This window comes from Dechloromonas sp. H13, from assembly GCF_009469615.1.
Taxonomy (GTDB): domain Bacteria; phylum Pseudomonadota; class Gammaproteobacteria; order Burkholderiales; family Rhodocyclaceae; genus Azonexus.
In genome coordinates, this window is record NZ_SSXX01000009.1 from 12098 (window position 1) to 35098 (window position 23001).

The 23001-nt window shown below is 65.2% G+C and carries 20 protein-coding genes and 1 pseudogene; 10 read left to right on the forward strand and 11 right to left on the reverse strand.

What is annotated here, in order from left to right; all coding sequences use genetic code 11:
* Positions 1-82: 82 nt before the first annotated feature.
* From paaK to paaN, 5 genes are read right to left on the reverse strand one after another with little or no spacing between them, the layout of a single operon-like run.
* Complete coding sequence (gene paaK / locus GH660_RS16025; protein WP_153147757.1) at positions 83-1408, reverse strand: phenylacetate--CoA ligase PaaK; 1326 nt, start codon at positions 1406-1408, stop codon at positions 83-85.
* 28 nt (positions 1409-1436) lie between these two features.
* Entirely contained in the window at positions 1437-1901 is a 465-nt protein-coding gene (paaI, locus tag GH660_RS16030) for a hydroxyphenylacetyl-CoA thioesterase PaaI (protein WP_153147759.1), read from the reverse strand.
* A complete protein-coding gene (gene paaH / locus GH660_RS16035) occupies positions 1894-3423 on the reverse strand; it encodes a 3-hydroxyacyl-CoA dehydrogenase PaaH (RefSeq protein ID WP_153147761.1) in 1530 nt (509 codons plus the stop codon). The genes paaI and paaH overlap by 8 nt, the downstream gene beginning before the upstream one ends.
* A gap of 4 nt (positions 3424-3427) precedes the next feature.
* Positions 3428-4222 carry a 2-(1,2-epoxy-1,2-dihydrophenyl)acetyl-CoA isomerase PaaG gene (gene paaG / locus GH660_RS16040; protein ID WP_153147762.1) on the reverse strand — a complete coding sequence of 265 codons (795 nt, stop codon included), beginning with the start codon at positions 4220-4222 and terminating at the stop codon, positions 3428-3430.
* 9 nt (positions 4223-4231) lie between these two features.
* Positions 4232-5899 carry a phenylacetic acid degradation protein PaaN gene (gene paaN, locus GH660_RS16045; RefSeq protein WP_153147764.1) on the reverse strand — a complete coding sequence of 556 codons (1668 nt, stop codon included), beginning with the start codon at positions 5897-5899 and terminating at the stop codon, positions 4232-4234.
* 368 nt (positions 5900-6267) lie between these two features.
* Here paaN and GH660_RS16050 point away from each other — a divergent pair, with 368 nt between their 5' ends.
* From GH660_RS16050 to GH660_RS18215, 6 genes are all read left to right on the forward strand, one after another.
* Entirely contained in the window at positions 6268-7296 is a 1029-nt protein-coding gene (locus tag GH660_RS16050; RefSeq protein ID WP_153147766.1) for a hypothetical protein, read from the forward strand.
* A gap of 93 nt (positions 7297-7389) precedes the next feature.
* Positions 7390-8439 (forward strand): 2Fe-2S iron-sulfur cluster-binding protein, encoded by a 1050-nt coding sequence (locus tag GH660_RS16055; RefSeq protein WP_153147768.1) that lies wholly within the window; start codon positions 7390-7392, stop codon positions 8437-8439.
* A gap of 87 nt (positions 8440-8526) precedes the next feature.
* Positions 8527-9405: a branched-chain amino acid ABC transporter permease gene (locus tag GH660_RS16060; protein ID WP_228276534.1), complete on the forward strand. Its 879-nt coding sequence runs from the start codon at positions 8527-8529 to the stop codon at positions 9403-9405.
* Positions 9406-9407: 2 nt separating this feature from the next.
* Positions 9408-10340, forward strand: coding sequence for a branched-chain amino acid ABC transporter permease (locus GH660_RS16065; protein WP_153147771.1), 933 nt, complete (start codon positions 9408-9410; stop codon positions 10338-10340).
* 1 nt (position 10341) lies between these two features.
* The gene (locus GH660_RS16070; RefSeq protein ID WP_153147772.1) at positions 10342-11103 is read left to right on the forward strand and encodes an ABC transporter ATP-binding protein; all 762 of its coding nucleotides are present in this window, start codon (positions 10342-10344) and stop codon (positions 11101-11103) included.
* A 12-nt stretch (positions 11104-11115) separates the two neighbouring features.
* Entirely contained in the window at positions 11116-12432 is a 1317-nt protein-coding gene (locus GH660_RS18215; protein ID WP_153147774.1) for an ATP-binding cassette domain-containing protein, read from the forward strand.
* A gap of 154 nt (positions 12433-12586) precedes the next feature.
* On the opposite strand, the gene GH660_RS18070 is transcribed toward GH660_RS18215, so the two are convergent.
* The 6 genes and pseudogenes from GH660_RS18070 to GH660_RS16100 all read right to left on the reverse strand — a co-directional run bounded on the left by GH660_RS18070 (position 12587) and on the right by GH660_RS16100 (position 18799).
* Complete coding sequence (locus GH660_RS18070; protein WP_228276535.1) at positions 12587-12928, reverse strand: hypothetical protein; 342 nt, start codon at positions 12926-12928, stop codon at positions 12587-12589.
* Between the two features lie 192 nt (positions 12929-13120).
* Positions 13121-13288: pseudogene (locus GH660_RS18220) on the reverse strand (HNH endonuclease); the annotation flags it as partial.
* A gap of 352 nt (positions 13289-13640) precedes the next feature.
* Positions 13641-13874 carry a DUF3567 family protein gene (locus GH660_RS16085; protein WP_153147778.1) on the reverse strand — a complete coding sequence of 78 codons (234 nt, stop codon included), beginning with the start codon at positions 13872-13874 and terminating at the stop codon, positions 13641-13643.
* A 107-nt stretch (positions 13875-13981) separates the two neighbouring features.
* Positions 13982-16078, reverse strand: a complete 2097-nt coding sequence (locus tag GH660_RS16090; protein WP_153147780.1) for a tetratricopeptide repeat protein — start codon at positions 16076-16078, stop codon at positions 13982-13984.
* A gap of 16 nt (positions 16079-16094) precedes the next feature.
* Positions 16095-17786 (reverse strand): single-stranded-DNA-specific exonuclease RecJ, encoded by a 1692-nt coding sequence (gene recJ / locus GH660_RS16095; RefSeq protein WP_153147781.1) that lies wholly within the window; start codon positions 17784-17786, stop codon positions 16095-16097.
* Complete coding sequence (locus GH660_RS16100; protein WP_153147782.1) at positions 17783-18799, reverse strand: hypothetical protein; 1017 nt, start codon at positions 18797-18799, stop codon at positions 17783-17785. Before GH660_RS16100 ends, recJ begins: the two co-directional genes overlap by 4 nt.
* A 70-nt stretch (positions 18800-18869) precedes the next feature.
* Here GH660_RS16100 and GH660_RS16105 point away from each other — a divergent pair, with 70 nt between their 5' ends.
* From GH660_RS16105 to GH660_RS16120, 4 genes are all read left to right on the forward strand, one after another.
* On the forward strand, positions 18870-20117 hold the full coding sequence (locus GH660_RS16105) for a lipoprotein-releasing ABC transporter permease subunit (protein ID WP_153147783.1): 1248 nt from the start codon (positions 18870-18872) through the stop codon (positions 20115-20117).
* The gene (locus GH660_RS16110; RefSeq protein ID WP_153147784.1) at positions 20110-20790 is read left to right on the forward strand and encodes an ABC transporter ATP-binding protein; all 681 of its coding nucleotides are present in this window, start codon (positions 20110-20112) and stop codon (positions 20788-20790) included. Before GH660_RS16105 ends, GH660_RS16110 begins: the two co-directional genes overlap by 8 nt.
* 239 nt (positions 20791-21029) lie before the next feature.
* Positions 21030-21701, forward strand: coding sequence for a hypothetical protein (locus tag GH660_RS16115; protein ID WP_153147785.1), 672 nt, complete (start codon positions 21030-21032; stop codon positions 21699-21701).
* 320 nt (positions 21702-22021) lie between these two features.
* Positions 22022-22999 carry an AAA family ATPase gene (locus GH660_RS16120; RefSeq protein ID WP_153147786.1) on the forward strand — a complete coding sequence of 326 codons (978 nt, stop codon included), beginning with the start codon at positions 22022-22024 and terminating at the stop codon, positions 22997-22999.
* Positions 23000-23001 lie beyond the last annotated feature (2 nt).

Genomic DNA, 23001 nt, shown 5'->3' on the forward strand with positions numbered 1-23001 from the left:
CTCCAGCCCCCCTTGTCAGGGGGGAGCTCAACCTCCCTCCCTTGACAAGGGGAGGGCCGGGGAGGGGTTGTGGGTCTTCGCGCTAGTTCTGCGTCGGGCGTTCGTCGAGCACGCGCTTGGCCTTGCCGACCTGGGTACGCGGGATGGCCTCGAATTCCATGACGGTAATCATGGTCGACACGCCGATGATGGTCTTGATGCGGTGCTGCAGTTCCTTGCCGATCTGCTGGATCTCTGCGGGAGGCAGCTTGCCGGAGAGTTCGCGCTGGAGTTCGCAGCGAACTTCCAGGTTGTCCATGTGCCCGTCGCGGGTGACGACGACCTGGTAATTGCCGGCCAGGCGGGCGTCGCGCAGGATCTGTTCCTCGATCTGGGTCGGGAAGACATTGACGCCGCGGATGATCAGCATGTCGTCCGAGCGACCGGTGATCTTGCCGATGCGGCGGAAGGAGCGGGCCGTCGGCGCCAGCAGGCGGGTCAGGTCGCGGGTGCGGTAGCGGATGACCGGAAAGGCTTCCTTGGTCAGCGAGGTGAACACCAGCTCGCCTTCCTCGCCGTCGGGCAGGACTTCGCCGGTTTCCGGGTCGATGATTTCGGGGTAGAAATGGTCTTCCCAGATCACCGGGCCGTCCTTGGTCTCGATGCATTCGCAGGCGACGCCGGGGCCCATCACTTCGGTCAGGCCGTAGATGTCGATGGCGTCGATGCCGAGCTTCTTCTCGATCTCGTGGCGCATGCCTTCGCCCCACGGCTCGGCGCCGAAGATGCCGACATTCAACGAAATTTCGTCCGGCTTGATGCCCAGACGCTCGAATTCCTCGGCGATGACCAGCGAGTAGGAGGGGGTGACCATGATGATTTCCGGCTTGAAGTCCATGATCTGCTGGACCTGCTTTTCGGTTTGGCCGCCGGACATCGGCACGGCGACGCAACCGAGGCGCTCGGCACCGTAATGGGCGCCGAGGCCGCCGGTGAACATGCCGTAGCCGTAGGCGACATGGACCATGTCGCCGGCGCGGCCGCCAGCGGCGCGGATCGAACGGGCGACGACATTGGCCCAGTTGTCGATGTCGTTCTTCGTGTAGCCAACGACGACCGATTTGCCGGTCGTGCCGCTGGAAGCGTGCAGGCGGGCCAGCTTGGTGCGCGGCACGGCAAACAGGCCGAACGGGTAGTTGTCGCGCAGGTCGAGCTTGGTCATGAAGGGGAACTTGCCGAGGTCGGCCAGGCACTTCAGGTCTTCGGGATGGACGCCCTTGGCCTCGCACTTGGCGCGGTAGGGGGCGACGTTGTCGTAGGTGTGGCGCACCGACCATTTGAGACGGTCGAGTTGCAGGGCGGAAATCTCGTCGCGGCTGGCGGTCTCGATCGGGTCGAGCTCGCCGGGCAGGGGCTTCTTGGCGGTCATGGTTTGTCTCCTCTGTTGTTGGTCTGGCTTAGTCGGCCTGTTGCAGTCCGGCGATGACTTCGCCATTGATGCGATAGCTTTTGCCCCGGAACAGGGCGATGGTCTTGCCGCCGGTGGTGCGCACGGTGATGTCGTAGACACCGGTGCGACCCGACGCGGATTGTTCGACGGCTTCGGCTTCCAGCGTCTCGCCTTCCTTGGCCGGGGCCAGGAAGTCGATATGGCAGGCCGAGGCCACCGTGTTCTTGTTGTAGCTGTTGCAGGCGTAGGCGAAGGCGGTGTCGGCCAGGCTGAAGATCATGCCGCCGTGGCAGATGTGGTGGCCGTTGACCATGTCGCCGCGCACCGTCATGGTCAGCAGCGACTTGCCCGGCTGGACGCGGACGATTTTCAGGCCGAGCGCCTGGGCGGCACGATCGCGGGAAAACATCGCTTCGGCGGTGGCTTCGGCCAAGGCTTGCGCTGCGGCCGGGGTGAGCTTGGGTTCAGTCATGGATCTTCCTTGCGGCAAAGACGGCGCGCTGGAGCAGCGGCGAAATGCGGTAACGGTCCTCGCCGTAGCTGGTGCCGAGATTGGCCAGCACGTCGCGGATGGCGGCGATGCCGACCTGGTCGGCCCAGGCCAGCGGCCCCTGCGGGTAATTGACGCCGAGGCGCATCGCCTGGTCGGCGCCGGCTTCCGAGCAGACGCCCTGGTTGACGGCGTCGGCCGCCTCGTTGGCGAGCATGGCGACGGTGCGCATGACGGCGAGGCCGGGCACGTCGATGAAGCGCGAGACGGCGAAGCCGGCGGCCTGCAGCAGGCCGATGGCCGAAGCGACGGCGGCGGGTTCGCACTGCTCGGCGGCGGAGATGGCAAGGCGGGTGGCCTTGTCGTAGTCCAGGGCGAGGTCGATCAGCACGGTGTTGGCGACGCCGGATTCGGCGGCGCGCTGGGTGGCGCTGCGCCCGTCGGTGACATAGAGGATGGCCCGGCCGATGTCGGCGATGCGGCCGTCGACCTCGGGGGCGCGGGTGAACGACAGGCCGCTGTGCTGCAGACGATCGGCCAGGGCGTCAGCTGCGGTCGACTCGCCAAAAACGGTGATTTTGCCGGCCGGCGTCTGGGCGGCTTCGGTCTGCGGCACCGGCTTGGCAGCACCTTCGCGGTAATCGTAGAAGCCACGGCCGGTTTTCTTGCCGTAGAAGCCGGCATCGACCAGCTCCTGCTGGATCAGCGAGGGCAGGAAGCGCTGGTCGTTGTAGAAGGCGCGCCAGACGGAATTCGTCACCGCGAAATTGACGTCGTGGCCGATCATGTCCATCAGCTCGAACGGTCCCATGCGGAAACCGCCGGCCTCGCGCATGACGGCGTCGATGGTGGCGTAATCGGCGGCGCCTTCCTGCGCCAGACGCAGGGCCTCGGCGTAGTAGGGGCGGGCGACGCGATTGACGATGAAACCGGGCGTCGACTTGGCATGCACCGGGGTCTTGCCCCAGGCGGCGGCGGTCGCGTACAGGGTGTCGGCGACGCCTTTGTCGGTGGCGAGGCCGGAGACGATCTCGACCAGCGCCATCAGCGGTGCCGGGTTGAAGAAATGCAGGCCGGCGAGGCGTTCCGGGTGCTTGAGGGCGGCGCCGATGGCGGTCACCGAGATCGACGAGGTGTTGGTGCCGAAGATGCAGTCGGTGCCGACGATGGCTTCGAGGTCGGCGTAGAGCTTCTGCTTGGCTTCCAGGTTCTCGACGATGGCCTCGACGACCAGCGCCGCATCGGCGAGGTCGGCCAGGCTGCTGACCGGGATCAGGCGTTGCCCGGCCGCTTCGGCTGCTGCTGCGGTCAACTTGCCTTTTTCAGCCATTTTCGCGAACTGGGCGCGGATGCCGGCGACGGCTCGATTCGCCGCATCCGGGCGGGCGTCGAGCAGCTTGACCGGGTGGCCGGCGGCGGCCGCCACCTGGGCGATGCCGGCGCCCATGGCGCCGGTACCGACGACGGCGATGACTGCCTGCTGGGGAAGGGGGGTATGGCTCACGCGATCACTCTCCGGTGAATTTCGGGGCGCGCTTTTCCATGAAGGCGGCGACGCCTTCGGCGTAGTCCGGGCTCCAGCCCAGCTCGCGCATGAAGCCGCCCTCGAAGGACAGTTGCTGTTCCAGCGTGTGGCCGGGGGCGGCGTGCATGGCCTGGCGGGTGCGGACCAGCGCCTTGGTCGGGGCGGTGGCGAGTTGCTGCGCCAGCGCGTCGACCTCGGCCGCGAAGTCGGCATCCTCGACGCATTGCCAGATCAGCCCCCAGTCGGCGGCCTTCTCGGCCGGCAGCTTGTCGGCGAGCAGGGCGAGGCCCATGGCGCGGGCCATGCCGACGCGCTGCGGCAGGAACCAGGTGCCGCCGGTATCCGGAATCAGGCCGATCTTGGAGAAGGCCTGCAGGAAGGAGGCGGATTTCGTGGCGATGACCAGGTCGCAGGCCAGCGCCACCGAGGCGCCGGCACCGGCGGCGATGCCGTTGACCGCGGCGATGGTCGGCACGCGCAGGTTCTGCAGGCGCATGACCAGCGGCTTGTAGCTGGCTTCGACGACGTTGCCGATGTCCGGCATCCTGCCGTCGACGGCGGCCATCGCCGGGTCGGCGAGGTCCTGGCCGGCGCTGAAGGCGCGGCCGGCGCCGGTCAGGACCAGGACGCGCACCGCCTTGTCTTCCTGGATGCGGTCGAGGGCGACGCGTAGCTCGGCGTGCATCGCGCCATTGAAGCTGTTCAGCTTGTCGGGACGGTTCAGCGTCAGGCGGGCGATGCCGGCGTCGACGGTGAAGGTGATGTTTTCGAAATTCATGGCGTCAACTCAGATGTGGTAGCGGCGCTGGACGACGACGAAGCGGTTGGCGACGAAGGCGGCGTCGGAATAGGAAGCGTTGGCGGCCGGGTTGCCGCCGGTGCCGTGGTAGTCGGAGTAGGCGGCCGACTGGTTGACGAAGACGCCGCCGGTCAGGTTGATCGACAGCGCGACCTTGGAACGCATCGTGGCGGCGGTCATCGCGTCGATCACTTCCGGCTTGGTCGAGTAGATACCGGCGGTCAGCGCACCGTGGGTGCGGACGATGCGCTCGGACAGGGCGATGGCGGCGGCGGTGTCGGCGACCTTGACGATGAAGCTGATCGGGCCGAAACGCTCTTCCATGTAGGCGGCTTCGTCGGCGGCATCGCAGGCGAGCAGTACCGGCGTGCGCACTTCGGCTTGCGGGAATTCCGGATTTTCCAGTTTGGTCGAAGCCAGGATCACCTTGCCGAGGCGGCCGCTGTCGGCTTCGCCGATGCGCTTCAGGGTGTCGGCCGACTGCACGGCGCCGAGCACGGCGTGGGCGACTTCCGGCTTGGCCAGGAAGCCGGTGACGGCCTTGGCAAGATCGGCGCAGACCTCGTCGTAGCTCTTGTGGCCGTCTTCCGTGTCGATGCCGCCGGCCGGCACGAACAGCGCCTGCGAAGTTGTGCACATCTGGCCGGAATAGAGCGCCAGCGTGAAGGCGAGGTTGCCGAGCATGCGCTTGTAGCTGTCGGTCGAGTCGATGACGATGTTGTTGACGCCGGCCAGTTCGGCATAGACGCGTGCCTGGCGGCAGTTATCGATCAACCACTGGCCGAAGACGTTGCCGCCGGTGAAGTCCACCGACTTGACGGCCGGATGGGTGACCAGGGCCTGCGTCGTCTCGCGCTTGGCGGCGACGCACAGCGTGACCAGGTTGGGGTCGATGCCGTTCTCGGCGAGCACGGCGCGGATAGTGCGCACGGTGATGGCGGCGGGCAGGATGGCGTTGCCGTGCGGCTTGACGATCACCGCGTTGCCGGTGGCCAGCGCCGCGAACAGGCCGGGGTAGGTGTTCCAGGTCGGGAAGGTGCCGCAGCCGACGACGACGGCGACGCCTTGGCCGACGATCTCGAAGTGCTTCTTCATGACCAGCGGCGGATTCTTGCCCTGCGGCTTTTCCCAGGTCGTCTCGGCCGGCACGAACTTCATTTCGCGCCAGGCGTAGGCGACGGCCTCCAGGCCGCGGTCCTGGGCGTGCGGGGCGCCGGCCTGGAAGGCCATCATCCAGCCTTGGCCGGTGGTCATCATCACCGCGTGGGCGATCTCGAAGCTCTGTTTGTTCAGGCGGTCGAGGATTTCCAGGCAGATGCCGGTACGGCCGTCGGCGCCGGCCTTCTGCCAGCCGCTCATGGCCTGCTGGCCGGCGGCGATCAGCGCTTCGTGGTCGCAGACGGGGTATTGCACAGCGAGGTCGATGCCGTAGGGCGACTGCTCGCCGGCCAGCCAGCCGCTCTGGCCCGGCTGCTCCAGCGCGAACTGCTGGCCGAGGTGGGCTGCGAAAGCCTTCTTGCCGTCGTCGGCCGCCGTTTCGCCGTAGGCCTTGGGGCTCGGCATCTCGTTAAAGGCCGACCAGTAACCACGGGTGTGGATGGCGTTGAGGGCGCCATCGAGCGTGGCGCGGTGTTTTTCCAGCAGGGGGTGGGACATCGATATCTCCTTGGCGACGTTCTTCTGTGGGTGCGGGGCAGCGACAATCTGACTCAACGATACTTATATGGTTCAAAAAAGTCAAACAAAAGTATCGTAAAAATTGTGTCGTTTTGATGTTACGAATAACAAAACAGATTGTGAAAAACAAAAAAATAACAATTAAAACAATGCAATAAATGTTAAAAATATGATGATAGTTCTACCAGTTCTGAAATGAAGAATTTGTTACGAACGTGTTTTTTTCAAAAGAGATACAAAAAATGTTGACAAACTGTGTTGTAACGTATCATTATTTGTCCATCGCCACCCGGCAGGCCGGATGGCGTTCCAGAACTGATGATGAAACCCGAATCGAGGAGTGAGACATGGCAAGCAACAAGGAGCGTTTTGCGGACAAGATGGAGTTCCCGCCGGCAATCGAGCAGCCCAACATCTATCCGCTGTCGTGGAACAGCAAGACCAAGAAGCTGCAGGAAGTCTGGGAAGCAGCGCTGCGCGAGAACTGGGACCCGGAGAAGCTGCCCTGGGATACCCTGGACGTGGACAGCTATACGTGGGAAGAGCGCGAGTCGATCGCCTACTGGTGGAGTCTGCTGTCGGTGTTCGATGCATCGGCCCCTCCGGTGTTCGCCGAAGCGCTGATCAAGACCTATGAGGTGCATGAGGAAGACCCCGTCCGCAAGTGCTTCTTCTCGGTGACCCGTGACGAGCAGAACCACGAGATCATGTGCGGCCTCGCCATCACCAAGCTGCTCGGCCACCCCGACCCGATCACCTATGTGCCGAAGACCGATCTCGGCCGCCGCCTGCAGAAGAACGTCAAGTGGCTGTACTTCAACGGCGCCCGCTACTGGAACGGCTACAAGCAGGCGGTGCCCAAGTACGACCTGGCAGTCCTGTTCAGTTCCTTCCTGATGGGCGAGATCGCTGCCGCCACCATCTTCAAGCAGATGTTCGACAATTCCCGCGAAGCGGTGTTCAAGGAAGGCTTCAAGAACATCGGCCGCGACGAGGGCCGCCACATGGCGATCTGCATGGCGGTGATGGAACGCGACTATCCGGGCCTCAAGGAGGAGACCAAGGCCGTCGTCACCAAGCAGATCCGCGCCGGCTACCTGTTCCTGTCGGCCGTGCTGTTCGAGCCGCCGATGGAATTCTGGGACCTGCCGGAAGACTTCATCGCCAACCAGCGTGAAGGCGAGGAAGTGGCGCGCGGTGCCGGCTTCGGTATCCCGAGCTACGAAGCCAAGCTGGAGAACTGGAAAAACGCGATGATCAACCTGAAGGGCGTGCTCGACCGCTACAACATCCCGTTCCCGGCGATTCCGGAAGTCGGCATCACCGGTCAGGAAGTGTCGGAGATCGACATGCAGGACATCATTCCGGTCTTCTAAGCAGGGTCGACCGCAGCAAGCAGCCGGCCGGCGCCTCGTGAGGCGCCGGCCTTGCCGCAACAGAGAATCAATCAATACAACAGAGGAAGAGACATGGCTCGCATCGTGATGCAACCTTCGGGCAAGGCGGTGGATTGCGCCTATGGCGACACCGTCCTGATGGCGCTGGAAAAGGCCGGCTACGCGCTGCCCAACAACTGCCGCGCCGGCGCCTGCGGCGAATGCAAGGTCAAGGTCACCGCCGGTCAGTTCGACCAGGGCATGGTGCTCGACATGGCGCTGTCGCAGGACGAGCGCAAGCAGGGCTACGGCCTGATGTGCATGGCAAAGCCGATTTCCGAGGAACTGGTCATCGAGTGGGGCACTCTCGATGCCAAGCCGAAACTCTTTCCGCCGCGCGAGGATGCGCTGTTCGTCGTCATCGACAAGCGCGTCATCGCCGCACGTGTCGTCGAGCTGCGCCTGCGCCCGGTCGGCCAGCCGATCCGCTACTGGCCCGGCCAGTACGTGACCATCGGCAATCCGCGCGCCGACATCCCGGCCCGCGCCTACTCGATTTCCAACGCGCCGCGCCCGGACGGCGAGCTGGTGCTGCAGGTCGCCCGCGCCGACGGCGGTGTGACCAGCAACTGGATCCACGACCAGCTGGCGGTCGGCGAGAACGTCAAGGTTTCCGGCGCCTACGGCACCTTCATCGGCGACCCCTCGGTCGATACGCCGGTCCTCTGCCTGGCCGCCGGCACCGGCCTGGCACCCGTGCTTTCCCTGGCCGAGGCGGCGCTGCGCCGCGGTTTCAAGAAACCGGTGACGATGCTGTTCTCGGCGCGCACCCGCGACGACGTCTACAGCCAGGGCATGATGGCCTGGTGGCGGACCAAGCACCGCAACTTCGACTACAAGATCACGCTGACCCGCGAGCAGGCCGAAGGCTTTCTCGCCGGCCGCATCGATGTCGTGCTGCCGCAGTTGTTCAAGGATCTGTCGAAGCATACGATCTTCGTCGCCGGCAGCCCGGAATTCGTCGATACCTGCGTCGCCGCCGCAAAAAAACAGGGCGCGCTGGACGAACTGATCCACACCGAAGGCTTCTTCGCCCAGCAGCAGCCGGTGGTCGCCGACGCCGACCATTTGTTGCCGGTTTGAGCGGTCGACCGCAGCCGTGTCAAAGCAGTAGCGAAATAACGATAAAGGAGACGAGATGAACCCCTTGCACCCACAGAGAAGGAGGGCATGATGCTGGCCCAGTTCCTGCAATTCCTCTTTTCCGGGATCACGGTCGGCGCCACCTACGCGCTGGCCGCCCTCGGCTTCACGCTGATCTACAACGCCAGCAACGTCATCAACTTCGCCCAGGGCGAGTTCATCATGCTCGGCGGCATGCTCGCCGTGTTCTTCGCCCAGGCCGGGCTGCCGCTGCCGGTGGCGCTGCTGCTCGCCATCCTGGTGCCGGCGGTGGTCGGCGTGCTGATCGAGAAGTTCGCCATTGAGCCGGTCAAGGGCGCCGAGACGGTGACCCTGATCATCATCACCATCGGCGCCTCGCTGGTCATCCGCGGCCTGGTCGCCGTCACTCTGGGCAAGGGCACGCACAGCCTGCCGGCCTTCTCCGGCGAAACGCCGATCGACATCCTCGGCGCCACGCTGATACCGCAAAGCCTGTGGGTGCTCGGCGTCACCGCCGTGGTCGTCGTCGCGCTCTGGTACTACTTCAACCGCACGTTGCAGGGCAAGGCCATGCTGGCGACCTCCTACAACCGGCTGGCTGCCGAACTGGTCGGCATCAACACCAGCTGGGTGCTGTTCATGAGCTTCGCCATGTCGGCGGCGCTCGGCGCGCTGGGCGGCATCCTGATCACGCCGATCACCCTCACTTCCTACGATGTCGGCATCATGCTCGGCCTCAAGGGCTTTGTCGCCGCCGTCCTCGGCGGGCTGGGCAACGGCCTCGGTGCCGTCGTCGGCGGCCTGCTCGTCGGCATTCTGGAGGCGATGGGCGCCGGCTACATCTCGTCGGCCTACAAGGACGCGATCCCCTTCGTGCTGATCCTCTTCATCCTCTTCTTCATGCCGCGCGGCCTGTTCGGCGGCAAATCGACGGACCGGGTGTGAGCATGAAGAAAAGCGTCTACAACGGCCTCTTCCTGGTCATCGCCATCCTGCTGGTGCTGCCCTTCATCGTGCCCAACAGCTTCTATCTCGACCTCGCCATCCGCATGGCGATCAACGCCGTGATCGTCCTCGGGCTCAACCTGCTGATCGGCTTCGCCGGGCAGATCAGCCTCGGCCACGCCGGCTTCCTCGGCATCGGCGCCTATGCCTCGGCGGTGCTGCCGACCCACTTCGGCTGGCATCCGCTGCTCGCCATGGGGGCGGGAGCGGCGGCGACCGGCATCCTCGCGGCGCTGGTCGCGCGGCCGATCTTCAAGCTCAAGGGCAACTACCTGGCGATGGCGACCCTCGGGCTCGGCATCATCATCAACATCGCCCTGCGCAACGAGGCGCAATGGACCGGCGGGCCGGACGGCATGCCGGTGCCGGCGATGGGTCTCTTCGGCTTCGAACTGAGCAACGACAAGCAGTGGTACTGGGTGGTGGCGATCCTGCTCTCGGTGTCGGTCTGGGCCTCGCTCAACCTGATCGACTCGCCGTTCGGCCGGGCGCTGCGCGCGCTGCACGGTTCCGAAGTTGCCTCGCAGGTGGTCGGCGTCGATGTCGTGCGCTACAAGGTGGCGATCTTCGTCCTCTCGGCCGTCTTCGCCAGCCTGATGGGCAGCGTCACGGCGCATTACGTCGGTTTCGTCAGCCCCAATTTCGCCGACTTCTTCCACTCGATCGAACTGGTCACCATGGTGGTGATCGGCGGCATGGCCTCGGTGTACGGCTCGCTGGTCGGCGCCGTGCTGCTGACCGCCTTGCCGCAGGCGCTGGCCACCTTCGAAGGCTGGGAAACGGTGGTCTTCGGCGCCATTCTGATGTTGTCGATGATCTTCCTGCCGCGCGGCCTGGTGCCGACGCTGGCCGCCAAGTTCGGCAAGGGGGAGTAACATGAGCCTGCTGCAAGTCAACGACCTCTCGATCCACTTCGGCGGCGTCAAGGCCGTGCAGAACGTCAGCTTCACCATCGACGCCGGCATCGTCTATTCGGTGATCGGCCCCAACGGCGCCGGCAAGACGACGCTGTTCAACCTGATCACCGGGGTCTACAAGCCGACGACGGGCGAAATCCGCCTCGACGGCGAAGGCATCCACGGCAAGTCGCCCAACGAACTGGCGCGGCGCGGCGTCGCCCGCACCTTCCAGAACCTGCAGATCTGCATGAACATGAGCGCCCGCGAGAACGTCATGGTCGGCGCCCACCTGCGGCTGGACCGCAACCTGGTCAAGGCGGCGCTGCGCTTCCCCGGCCTCAAGTCGCGCGACCGCGAACTGAGCGAGGAAGCCGCCGAGCTGATGCGCTTCGTCGGCCTCGGGCAGTACGTCGAGGCACGCGCCGATGCGATGTCCTACGGGGCACTGAAGCGCCTGGAAATCGCCCGCGCCCTGGCCATGAAGCCGCGCCTGATCTTCCTCGACGAACCGGCCGCCGGCCTCAATCCCAAGGAGACCATCGAGGTCGACCACCTGGTGCGCAAGATCGCCGATTCCGGCGTGACGGTGGTGCTCGTCGAGCACGACATGAAGATGGTCATGAACCTCTCCGACCGCATCCTCGTCCTCAACTACGGCAAGAAGCTGGCCGAGGGGACGGGCGAGGAAATCAGAAAAAACCCCGATGTGATCGCCGCTTATCTCGGCGCGCACGCCTAAGAGGTGAACCGCATGGAAGCTCTCCGCATCATCACCGAAGAACACCAGAACCTGTGGCGCATCGCCACCACCCTCGACATGGTCGCCGACGAGATCGACGGCGGCGCCCGGGTCGAGGTGCCGTTCTTCACCTCGGTCTTTGACTACATCGACCAGTTCATGGATCGCGCCCACCACGCCAAGGAGGACGAATTCCTCTTCCGCCTGCTGCGCGAACGCTCGCCGGAAGCGGGCGCCATCCTCGACCGCCTGCAGGCCGAGCACCGCAACGGCCCGGAGAACCTGCGCGATTTAAGGGCAAAACTGGCGTCGACCGCAGCCGGCGGCGAAAACAACGCCGCCTTCACCGCCGCCCTGCGCAACTACACGCAGGGCATGCGCAGCCACGTGCGCAGCGAGGAAAAAGACGCCATGCCGCTCGCCCGCGAGGTGCTGACCGCCGCCGACTGGGCCGAGATCGACCGCGCCTTCCTCGACAACGAGGACCCGCTGTTCGGCGCCAAGGCGCGCGCCGAGTTCCGCGAGCTGTTCCACCGCATCGTCAGCCTGGCGCCGGAATCGGTCGGCCTCGGCGCGCGCAGCGCCGGCGAACTGCAGCCCGGCGTGCTGGCCCCGCGCGGCGACGTACTGCTCTCGGTGAGCGGGCTGGAAAGCTGCTACGGCCGGATCAAGGCGCTCAAGGGCATCGACCTTGAAGTTCGCCAGGGCGAGCTGGTCGCCCTCGTCGGCGCCAACGGGGCCGGCAAGACGACCTTCCTGCGCACCCTCTCCGGCGTGCAGCCAATGAGCGCCGGGCGCATCGTCTTCGACGGCGAGGACATCTCGAAACTGCGTTCCGACCTGCGCATGCGCCGCGGCATCTGCCAGAGCCCGGAAGGCCGCCAGGTCTTCGGCCCGCTCAGTATCGAGGACAACCTGCGCCTCGGAGCCTACACGCAGCCGAAATCCCAGGTCGAGGGCGATCTCGAAAAGATCTACGCGATGTTCCCGATCCTCAAGGAAAAGCGCCTGCTGCCGGCAGGCACGCTGTCCGGCGGCCAGCAGCAGATGCTGGCCATCGGTCGCGCGCTAATGGGCCGACCGAAGATGCTGCTGCTCGACGAACCGTCGATGGGTTTGGCGCCGCTGCTGGTCGAGGAGGTCTTCAACGTGGTCAAGACGCTAAAGGGGCAGGGCATGACCATCTTCCTGGTCGAGCAGAACGCCTTCGCCGCCCTCGCCATCGCCGACCGCGGCTACGTGCTGGAAACCGGCAGCGTCACGCTGACCGGCACCGGGCAGGAACTGATTGCCAACGAGCAGGTACGGGCGGCTTATCTGGGGATGTGATGGGGGAGGGGCAAGTTAGACGGCAGGAAAGGCGGGAGGCGACTCTTTGCAGCCAATCGAGCTATGAAAAAGCTGACACTTAGAAACGTCCAGTTCAGGGGCGCACTGCCGAAAGGCAGAGCGTCCCCTACAACGCCGAGTTAGCGATTATTGGTTAGAACTCCTGAAGTTCTGCAATTGGCTTTTCTCCTTCAATCACCGGAGCATTGGAGGTGAAGAACTTCCACATGACATTTCCCGCGCTCAAGACGCGATCGTAATTGGCGTTATTCACTTCGTACTCGATGAAGAAGTGGTTCATATTCGGGACAACTTCAATGGTTGCTCCCGGAAAGACTCGTTCAGCAGATTGGGTCTCGAGCATCGTGTAGCGGGCGTCATCAACGGATGTGTCATATTTGTCAAAGTCTCCAACTTCAACCGGAACGAAGGCAGGAATGAAGATTTGTACTTTCCATCCGTTGTGCGCTTCCTTCAACGTGTTTGTGTAGTTCACGATGAGCCGATACTTGTGAGCATCAGCGTTACGGGACCGAGCTTTGAAATGGACTTCTAGAAATAGTCCGCGCGGTTCGTCCGGATGACTTTGGCAGTGAGTCCACCATTGGTCTCGATGCAAGCGTAACTCGTCAGGTGAGTATTTCGTTCCCATCGAATGACGTGGGTTGAAATGACCAGCTTCCGCATGACATCTCAGGCAGAGGCAGATAGCGTTTTCGATGGTATTGGGGCCACTGTCTGCCTCTTGCACAATGTGATGAACGTTTACGCTACGTCCACCAAATTCGTGGCAGACGCAACATCTCCGGTGCGATCTCACTAACGCTTCGTCGCGTACTACACGGGGAAATGGCATAGGTAGGGGCTCGATAAATGGGGGGGTGACAGTTATTAAGCGGACCCGCCGGTCCGCCTATGCAAAGTCGACGTGGCACAAGAAAAGCGCCGCAAACCAATTAATTCATATGTGTTTTCTGGCATATCGCTCGTTTGTCTATTTACGAAAGAAAAGACAGGCGAACAAGTATCTATCCGTACGCCATTTGGCCCAAGGGGTATGTCCGCTCTGCGATTTTGAATTGCAAGGAGATCTATTGGCCGATTCTTACCAGATGATGACCAGATTTTCCGAATATTCGTTGTGGGTTAGTCGCTGTCTCAGCATGAAGCGTATCAGAGCAAAACCGGTTTGCGCTTTTCAACGACGATCAGTGAAAAACGATAGGCTGTGCCCCGTCATCGCAGAGGGAGTCGAGTAGGGCGTCGACGTTTTCCTCGTTGCGTTCCGCTTCGGGGATTTCTTCCATGGCGTTCTGGAAATGCCGGGCCGACGGCCCCTGCAGGTAGAGAGTGCGCAGGTGGTACTTGTCGAACAGCTCGAAGCTGTGCTGGGCCGGATAGGCCAGAATCCAGAAATGGTCGCTGCTGTAGATGACGTTCATGGCACACCTCGGGGAACCTGTTTCCCGATGCCAAGTTACGGCAGTGCCAAATTTTCCCTAAGTAACTATTTCACGCTCGCCGGCAGATTTTGTCGGCGCTCGGCGCCTCAGCGCGTGGCGGGCTTTTCCCCGCGTTCGCACCAGGCGGTCCACATGCCGCGCCAGGCGGTTTCGAGGTTGCGCGCGTAGCGCGCGGCGTCGAACAGCGGCGAGGCGGCGACGCGCTCGCGCAGGCCGGCGCGCAGGGCGGCCAGGGCCTGGCGGTCGGCGGCGGCGTCTACGGCGAGCTGGACGTAGGCGTCGCGGTTGGCGGCGATCATCTCGCCGAGGCCGGCGGCGTGCATGAGGCTTTCGCCCTGGTGGGCGATGAAGCGGTCACCGCGCAGCGTGACGACGGGGACGCCCATCCACAGGCTTTCCGCCGTCGTCGTGGCGCCGGCGAAGGGGAAGGGATCGAGCGCGAGGTCGATGCGGGCGTAGGTGTCGAGGTATTCGGCGTAGCTGCCGGCGGCTTCGAGATCGAGGCGTTCGGGGCCGATGCCGAAGGCGGCGAAGCGGGCCAGCAGCGCCGCGCGCAGTTCATCGGTGCCGAGCTGCCGGGCCTTGAGCAGCAGCCGCGCGTCCGGGCTGGCGTGCAGGATGCGCGACCAGGTTTCGATGACCGCGTCGTTGACCTTGGCGAGGTTGTTGAAGCAGCCGTAGGTGACGTAACCGTTGCGTTCGCTCGGCAGGGGCGTGACCGCCGGCGCGCCTTCCGGGGGAGCGAAGCAGAAGCAGCTGTCGGGCAGGCGCCACAGCCGTTCGGTGAAATGTCCGGCCTCGTCGTCCGGGGTGACCCAGGGGTCGCCGATCTTCCAGTCGATTTCACGCACGCCGGTGGTGGCGTAATAGCCGACCCAGCTGGCCTGGACCGGCGCCGGCCGGCGGGCGAAGACGGCGACGCGGGAAAAGTCGGTGTGGCCGGAGAGGTCGAGCAGGATGTCGATCCGGTCGTCGTGGATCTGGCGCGCCAGTTCGGCGTCGCTGCGCTCGTTGACCACCGCCCAGGCGGCGCAGTGCTGGCGCAACTCGGCGCTCAGGTCGTCTTCCTGCGGGAAGTTGCTGTAGGCGAAGAGCTCGAATTCGCTCCTGGCGATTTCGCGCAGCGGGCCGCGCAGCAGGTAGCCGACCGGGTGGCGCCGCAGGTCGCCGGAGACCAGGCCGATCCGCAGCTTGCGCGCCGGGTCCGGGTCGCACCGCCAGGCGTCGAAGGCGGTGACGCCGGCCCGGAGGACGTCGCCGTAGCGCCGGGCGATCGCCGTCATTTCGGCCGGCGGCCGGTCGGGCAGGTAGTTGAGGCAGAACAGCTGGTGGGCAAGGATTTCCGGGTCGTCCGGGTCCTTGGCCAGGGCCTTGCCGAGTTCCTCGGCGGCCTGCGCGACGTTGCCCTTTTCCAGGAACACCTTGGCCAGGCCGCTGTGCAGCGACGCCATCGCCGGGTCGAGCGCCAGGGCGGTGGTGTAGGCGGCTTCGGCTTCGTCCAGGCGGAACTGCTCGGCCAGCGACTGGCCGAGGTTGCCCCAGGCTTCCGGCGAATTGCGGTCGAGGTCGAGCGCCTTGCGGCAGGCGGTTTCGGCGTCGGCGAAGCGCTTGCAGCCGATCAGCGACGAGGCGAGGTTGCTCCAGGCGACCGGCGCCGCGGGGGCGAGTTCGACCGCCCGGCGCCCGGCGGCTTCGCCCGCCACGTAGTGCTTCTGGGCGTTGAGGATGCCGCACAGGTTGGCGTGCGCCGGGGCCAGGTCGGGCTGCAGGCGGAGCGCCGTCCGGAAGGCGGCTTCGGCTTCCTTGTAACGCTTCTGGCGTTCGAGCAGCTTGCCGAGATTCGAGTGCGGAAAGGGGTAGCCCGGCGCCAGCGCGATGGCGCGCTCGAAAGCGCGCTTCGCCTCTGGGAAGGCGGCGAGTTCGAGGAATTCGAGGCCGATGCTGTTCTGCGCGTCGGCCGAGTCGCGCGTCAGCGTGGCGGTCTTCTTCAGCGCGTCCAGCGCATCGGCCCGCCGACCGCGGCCGCGATGGGCGATGGCGAGGTTGTACCAGGCTTCCGGCAGGTTCGGTGCGACCTTCAGCGCCTGCCGGCAGAGACCGACGGCGGTGTCGAACTGGCCGCTGGCGTTGGCGGCGTTGGCGGCGCCGATCCACTGGCCGAGGAGCTGGAAGGGGGCGGTCATCGGGCGCTCCGGCGGGTCATTGGTCGAGGTATTCCACCATCAGCTGCGGGGATTCGACGCCCATGTACTCGTTGATGGCGAGGCGGTAGGCAGCGCGGGCGCGGTTGCCGGGCTGGCTGCTGAAGTTGAACTGGATGGCGTCGATGCGGGTGTTGCCTTTGCGCAGGCGCAGCTTGAGGTGCTTGTCCTTGAGCACGCGCTGCTGCTCGACCTCGAATTCGTCCATGAACAGTGGCGCCGGGAAGCCCTGGCCCCAGACTTCGTTCTGCAGCAGGCGCGCCGTTTCCAGCGAGATGTAGCCGCCTTCCAGCGCGCCGTCGGTTTCCAGCGTGCGGGTCAGGTCGGCGGGGTCGAGCAGTTCGCCGGCGACCTCGGCGAACAGGGCGCGGAACTGTTCGAAGTTCTCGGCGCGCAGCGTCGCGCCGGCCGCCATAGCGTGGCCGCCGAAGCGCACCAACAGGCCGGGGGCGCGCTTGGCGACGAGGTCGAGCGCGTCGCGCAGGTGGAGGCCGGGGATCGAGCGGCCGGAACCCTTGACCAGCCCGCCCTCGCCAGGTGCGAAGGCGAATACCGGGCGGTGCAGCTTGTCCTTGATGCGCGAGGCGAGGATGCCGACGACGCCCTCGTGCCAGCCGGTGTCGAACAGGGCGATGCCGGGCGCGGCGTCGTCGGCGGCCAGCGATTCGAGCAGGAGCAGCGCCTGTTCCTGCATGTCCGACTCGATCTCGCGCCGCTCGCGGTTGAGGGTGTCGAGCTGCTGGGCGATCTGCAGCGCGCGGCTGGCATCGTCGGTGAGCAGGCATTCGACGCCGAGGCGCATGTCGGCCAGGCGGCCGGCGGCGTTCAGGCGCGGGCCGAGGATGAAGCCGAGATCCATCGCCGTCGCCCGCCGCGGGTCGCGCCCGGCGGCCTTGAACAGCGCGGCGAGGCCGGGCTGCAGCTGGCCGGCGCGCATGCGCTTCAGGCCCTGGCTGACGAGGATGCGGTTGTTGCGGTCGAGGCGGACGACGTCGGCGACGGTGCCGAGCGCGACGAGGTCGAGCAGGCTGGCGAAATTGGGCTCCGGCCTGTCGGCGAAGAAGCCGCGCTCGCGCAGTTCGGCGCGCAGGGCGAGCATGACGTAGAACATGACGCCGCAACCGGCGATGCACTTGGACGGAAAGTCGCAACCCGGCTGGTTCGGGTTCACGATGCAGTCTGCTTCGGGCAGCGTGGCGCCGGGCAGGTGGTGGTCGGTGATCAGCGTGGCGATGCCGAGCTGCCGGGCGCGGTCGACGCCCTCGATGCTGGCAATTCCGTTGTCGACGGTGATGATGAGGTCGGGCGACTGCTGCGCGGCGACATCGACGATTTCCGGCGACAAGCCGTAGCCGAGCTTGAAGCGGTCGGGCAGCAGGAAATCGACGTCGGCGCCGAGCATTTTCAGGGCGCGCATGCCGACGGCGGTGGCGGTGGCGCCGTCGCAGTCGTAGTCGCCGATGATCAGCAGGCGGGCTTCGGCCTCGATGGCGTCGGCGAGGATCTGCGCGGCGTCGCCGGCGTGGGTGAGGGTGGCCGGCGGCAGCAGCGACTTCAGCTCGTAGTCGAGCTCGGCCTTGTCGGTGACGCCGCGTGCGGCGTAAAGGCGGGCGAGCAGCGGGTGCAGGCCCTGCTGTTCGAGCTGCCAGGCGGCGCGCGGCGGAATGGTGCGGGCGACGATGCGGGTCATCGGGCGAGTTCCTTGGCCGATTCGGCGATTGCCTTGCCGCCTTTCCAGACCTTCCAGCGGTCGCCGGAGGAAAGTTCGTAGCGCAGGTCGCCATAGACGGTGGGGGCGAGCAGGCTGATGCGGTCGACCTTGCCGCCGAGGGCTTTTTTGAGCGGCGCGAACCAGCGCGCGTCGAGCTGCGCGAAATCCTCGCGCCAGCCCTCGCTGTCTTCGTAGAGGACGCGCGCCAGCAGCTGGTCGAGGACGATCAGCGGCCGTTCGCCGCCGCTGGCGATGACGGCGGCCAGGTCGTCCGGTCGGGCGTGCAGCGGGATGCCGGCGGCGCGGGCGAGGCCGGCGGCGAGCGGGAGGTCGGCGCAGACGGCGGAGAATGCCGGCGCCGTGGCGGCCGGCAGGGTGCCGCCGCCCCACAGCCACAGGCTGTTGATCGCCGGCTGGCCGGCGGCCTGGCGCCGTTCGTTGACCGGGTGGCAGTAGAGGAACATCTGGACTTCGTTCAGCCAGCGCGCCAGCGGCAGGGCGCTGCCCTCGAGTTCGCCGTTGACGCGGCGGCCGGCGACGGCGGAAATCGGCTCCGCCGGGTGGTCGACCGCAACGTTCAGCCGCAGGTACCAGCGCCGGGCGCTGGCGGCGTGAAAGCGGCCGACGTCGGCGAACTCGGCGTTGAGCGCCTGGACGATGCTCTCCGCTTCCTCGGTTTCGAGGTCGAAGGCGCCGGCGTCGGCGAGGATGATGCGTTCCTGGTGGAAGCGCAGGTGCACCGGGTCGGCGCACAGCCAGTGGCCACTGCGCGCGTCGTCGCTGCCTTCGCCGAGCAGGCGCAGCGGCCCGAAGGGCGCGGCGGCAAGCCCGAAGCAGTCGGCGAGCACAACTTCATAGGGGCGGCGCGGCCGGCGTTCCAGATGGGCGCGGGCGAGCAGCCATTCGAGGCCGGGTGCGGCGAGCTTGCCGAGGGTGAATTGGTCGGCCGGTTCGGGCCAGATCAGTTCGGGGACAAGCAGGGTGAGATGCACGGGAATTCTGGCCAGCGTCGGGGGAGGCGAAGAGTGTACCATAGCGGTTTTTCATGCCTTTCCCCGCCGCATGGCATTCCCCTACGAACTCCTGATCGGCCTGCGCTACACGCGGGCCAAGCGCCGCAACCACTTCATTTCCTTCATTTCACTGATCTCGATGCTCGGCATCGGGCTCGGCGTCGCCGCGCTGATCGTCGTCCTGTCGGTGATGAACGGCTTCCAGAAGGAGCTGCGCACGCGCATCCTCGGCGTCGCCTCGCACATCCAGATCACCGGCATCAACGGCGAGCTGAGCGACTGGCCGGCGATCGCCGCGCAGGCCGCGCAGCACCCGGAGGTGCGGGCAGCGGCGCCGTTCGTCCAGTCGCAGGCGATGTTCACCGTCGACAACGGCGTGCGCGGCGCCCTGGTGCGCGGCATCCTGCCCGACCAGGAGGACCGCGTCGCCGATTTCCGCCAGACGATCAGGAGCGGCAGCCTCGACGACCTGCGTCCCGGCGAATTCGGCGTCGTCCTCGGCGCCGACCTGGCGCGCATGCTGCACGTCTTCGTCGGCGACAAGGTGACGCTGATCGCGCCGCAGGGCACGGTGACGCCGGCCGGCGTCGTGCCGCGCCTGAAGTCGTTCAAGGTGGTCGGCATCTTCGAGGTCGGCATGTACGAGTACGACAGCGGGCTGGCGCTGATCCACATGGCCGACGCGCAGAAGCTGTACCAGATGGAGGACCGCGTCAGCGGTGTGCGGCTCAAGGTCGACGACCTCTTCCAGGCGCCGCGCATCGCCCGCGAAATGGCCGGAATGATCAACGCCGACGCCTACCTGAGCGACTGGACCAAGAGCCACGCCAACTTCTTCCGCGCCGTGCAGATCGAGAAGAACATGATGTTCATCATCCTCTCGCTGATCGTCGCCGTCGCTGCCTTCAACCTGGTGTCGACGCTGGTCATGGCGGTTACCGACAAGCAGGCCGACATCGCCATCCTGCGCACACTCGGCGCGCGGCCGCTGTCGATCATGACGGTGTTCGTCATCCAGGGCGCGCTGGTCGGCTTCATCGGCCTCGGCCTCGGCATCGCCGGCGGCGTTGCGCTGGCGCTCAACATCGACGTCGTCGTGCCCTTCATCGAGCGCCTGCTCGGCATCCACTTCCTGTCGAAGGAGGTCTATTACATCTCCGACCTGCCGTCCGACCTGCAGTGGGGCGACGTCTGGGGCGTCACCCTGATCGCCTTCGTGCTGGCGCTGCTCGCCACGCTCTACCCGAGCTGGCGCGCCTCGCGCGTTAATCCGGCGGAGGCGCTGCGCTATGAGTGACGTGATTCTCGCCGCCGCCGGGCTCGGCAAGGTCTTCCGCAACGGCGGGCTGGAAGTGCCGGTGCTGACCGCCATCGACCTCACCGTGCGGGCCGGCGAAACGATCGCCATCGTTGGCGCCTCGGGCTCCGGCAAGAGTACGCTTCTGCACCTGCTCGGCGGGCTGGACGCGCCGACCGCCGGCAATGTGCGCCTGATGGACCGCGATTTTTCGGCCCTCGGCGAGGTCGACCGCGGCGACTGGCGCAACCGGCACCTCGGCTTCGTCTACCAGTTCCACCACCTGCTGCCCGAATTCTCGGCGCTGGAAAACGTCGCCATGCCGCTGCTCATCCGCCGCACGGCGCGCCCGGCGGCCCTGCGCGCGGCCGGCGAAATGCTCGCCGCCGTCGGCCTCGGCCACCGCCTGGAGCATCGCCCCGGCGAACTCTCCGGCGGCGAACGCCAGCGCGCGGCGATCGCCCGCGCGCTGGTCAGTTCGCCATCGTGCCTGCTGGCCGACGAACCGACCGGCAACCTCGACCGCCAGACCGCCGGCACCGTCTTCGACCTGCTGCTCGGCCAGGTCCGCTCGCAGCGCGCCAGCTTGGTCATGGTGACGCACGACCCCGAACTCGCTGGCCGCGCCGACCGGGTCATGCATTTGAATGACGGTGTGCTGGTGGGCGAGTAGGGCGCTGCGAGAAGGCGAGGCGCTGCAAGTGCCTGGCATTGCCGATGCCGCGAAAGCGGCTCGGCTACCCAAATGATTTTTTTTACCCATAATTTTGGGTCGACCGCGACAAATGGCCCGGAAACTGTGGTCTGTCCCTATTACTGCTTACGGTACTACAATCGGACATGTTGGGCTTGATCCACGTTAGGCTCGCAAGTACAGTCCGCGTATCGCGTCGAAGAACATAGGAGACTCAAATGAACGCTTTTTGCCGTTGTGTCTTCATTTTGTTCGCACTTGCGTGCACGAGCGCTTCTGCACAGTCCCGCTATGACTATCTTCACAAGTCCGTTGCCGAGATACTGGAGATTCAGCGTCGGGCACTAAAGCCGTCCTCTGCTGACGTTGCTGCCATCGCGGTTCGTGCGTGCAATACGCTAAACATTCTTCTCGACAAAGACCCATACTTCCGAAAGGACGTCGAGGCCCTAGCGGCGGCCTCACCGAAGAACATTGAGTTTCATCGTCAGCTCGCTACTGATCTCATCTTCTTTATCGACGTCTTCATTCCTCAGGAGCGCGAGTACTTGCTAAGGTCAGGGGTGCCGGCTGGCTCCACAGAGAACATCCTCATAGCAGCGGCGTTATCAAGGGACTCGCTGCGCGAGCCCTTGTCGGCCGCAGTACTTCTGGGGAATATGGAGAAACTGCGAACCGAGACGTGTAGAGGTGCAAAGGTCTTGGCGGAGGCTCAGGAGAAGGAAGAGGCTGGCACTAAGCTGCGACGTCAGATTGCGAAGTGGTCTCTTGGTCTTGGCGGTTTGTCGCTCATTGCTGCGGACGCTGTTTTCGCTGTACCCAGCGGCGGTGTCGCCACCGCATCATTCACCCTTGGCGGTGCCGGGGTTGGAGCCGCTGTCGCTCCCTAGGCTTTACCGCACAACCTAACCCATCATTCAAGCGGACCTGTGTTCGGCAGGCTGCTTATGTAAAAAGTTAGGCATTTAGGGAATCAAAGGGCCCGGGAATCAAAGCGGGAATCAAAGCGGGAATCAAAGGGGCCAGGCTCGAATTAAAGCAACTATAGGGCACAGATCACCGTTCCCTCTGCCCTGTTGCGGTCGCCCCGGAAAAAACAGGCAAAAATGCTGGCACAGTCTTAACGCCGCTTTCACAATGGTGGCATTGCCGTCTTCTTCCGATTTTCGCAGCCTATCGTCTGCTTCAACGCCTGCCAGGGAATGCTCCGATGAAACCGAGTGAAATCGTCACCCAGCTGAACCGCCATGTGATCGGCCAGGAGGAGGCGAAGCAGACGCTTGCCGTGGCCGTCTATTCGCATTTCCGCAAGGTCGAGATGGTTGCGGTCGACCGTCTGGAAATGCTCAAAAGCAACATCCTGCTGATCGGCCCGACCGGTAGTGGCAAGACGCTGCTCTGCGAGACGCTGGCGCGCGTCCTCGACCTGCCTTTCGTCACCGCCGACGCGACGTCGCTGGCGCAGACCGAGTACGTCAACGAGGAACTCGACGCCATCCTGCAGCGCCTGCTCGACCGCGCCGGCGGCGACACCGACAAGGCCGGGCGCGGCATCGTGTTCATCGACGAAGTGGACAAGCTGAAGGCGATCAGCGGCCAGGCGCGCGCGGCGTCGGGCGAGAACGTCCAGCATGCGCTGCTCAAGATCATGGAGGGCGCCTCGGTGCGCCTGGCGAGCGGGAACTACATCGACACGACGCAGATCCTGTTCATCTGCGGCGGCGCTTTCGTCGGGCTCGACAGCATCCTGGCCGAGACGCAGGCCTTCGGCTTCATCGCCACCTCCCAGGGCGACGACCAGAAGGTGCTCGACCGCCTCAACGCCCGCGTCAAGCCGACCGATCTCTTCCGCTTCGGCCTGATCCCGGAGTTCGCCGGCCGCCTGCCGATCATCGCCCGCCTGCGCGAACTGACCAAGGACATGATGGTGCGCATCATGATCGAGCCGCAGCATTCGATCTACCGGCAGTTCCGCGCCATCCTGCAGAACGAGGGCGTCGAGCTGGTCATCGAGCCGGTGGTGTTCGGGCAGATCGCCGATCTGGCGCTCGAGTTCAAGGTCGGCGCGCGCAGCCTGCGCGGCATCTTCGAGGAAATGATCACGCCGGTGCTCTACGTGGTGCCGGATCGGCCGGAAGTGAAGAAGGTGACGATCCGCTCGCTGTTCGAGGAAGCCGTCTTCTCCTGAAC

Coding starts and splice junctions, on each gene's coding strand:
- GH660_RS16050 (WP_153147766.1), top strand. CDS start 6,268: ATGGCAAGCAACAAGGAGCGTTTTGCGGACAAGATGGAGTTCCCGCCG.
- GH660_RS16090 (WP_153147780.1), bottom strand. CDS start 16,078: ATGACCGCCCCCTTCCAGCTCCTCGGCCAGTGGATCGGCGCCGCCAAC.
- GH660_RS16065 (WP_153147771.1), top strand. CDS start 9,408: ATGAAGAAAAGCGTCTACAACGGCCTCTTCCTGGTCATCGCCATCCTG.
- GH660_RS16085 (WP_153147778.1), bottom strand. CDS start 13,874: ATGAACGTCATCTACAGCAGCGACCATTTCTGGATTCTGGCCTATCCG.
- GH660_RS16120 (WP_153147786.1), top strand. CDS start 22,022: ATGAAACCGAGTGAAATCGTCACCCAGCTGAACCGCCATGTGATCGGC.
- paaG (WP_153147762.1), bottom strand. CDS start 4,222: ATGAATTTCGAAAACATCACCTTCACCGTCGACGCCGGCATCGCCCGC.
- GH660_RS18215 (WP_153147774.1), top strand. CDS start 11,116: ATGGAAGCTCTCCGCATCATCACCGAAGAACACCAGAACCTGTGGCGC.
- GH660_RS16105 (WP_153147783.1), top strand. CDS start 18,870: ATGGCATTCCCCTACGAACTCCTGATCGGCCTGCGCTACACGCGGGCC.
- GH660_RS16070 (WP_153147772.1), top strand. CDS start 10,342: ATGAGCCTGCTGCAAGTCAACGACCTCTCGATCCACTTCGGCGGCGTC.
- GH660_RS16110 (WP_153147784.1), top strand. CDS start 20,110: ATGAGTGACGTGATTCTCGCCGCCGCCGGGCTCGGCAAGGTCTTCCGC.
- GH660_RS16060 (WP_228276534.1), top strand. CDS start 8,527: ATGATGCTGGCCCAGTTCCTGCAATTCCTCTTTTCCGGGATCACGGTC.
- recJ (WP_153147781.1), bottom strand. CDS start 17,786: ATGACCCGCATCGTCGCCCGCACCATTCCGCCGCGCGCCGCCTGGCAG.
- paaN (WP_153147764.1), bottom strand. CDS start 5,899: ATGTCCCACCCCCTGCTGGAAAAACACCGCGCCACGCTCGATGGCGCC.
- paaI (WP_153147759.1), bottom strand. CDS start 1,901: ATGACTGAACCCAAGCTCACCCCGGCCGCAGCGCAAGCCTTGGCCGAA.
- GH660_RS16055 (WP_153147768.1), top strand. CDS start 7,390: ATGGCTCGCATCGTGATGCAACCTTCGGGCAAGGCGGTGGATTGCGCC.
- GH660_RS16115 (WP_153147785.1), top strand. CDS start 21,030: ATGAACGCTTTTTGCCGTTGTGTCTTCATTTTGTTCGCACTTGCGTGC.
- paaK (WP_153147757.1), bottom strand. CDS start 1,408: ATGACCGCCAAGAAGCCCCTGCCCGGCGAGCTCGACCCGATCGAGACC.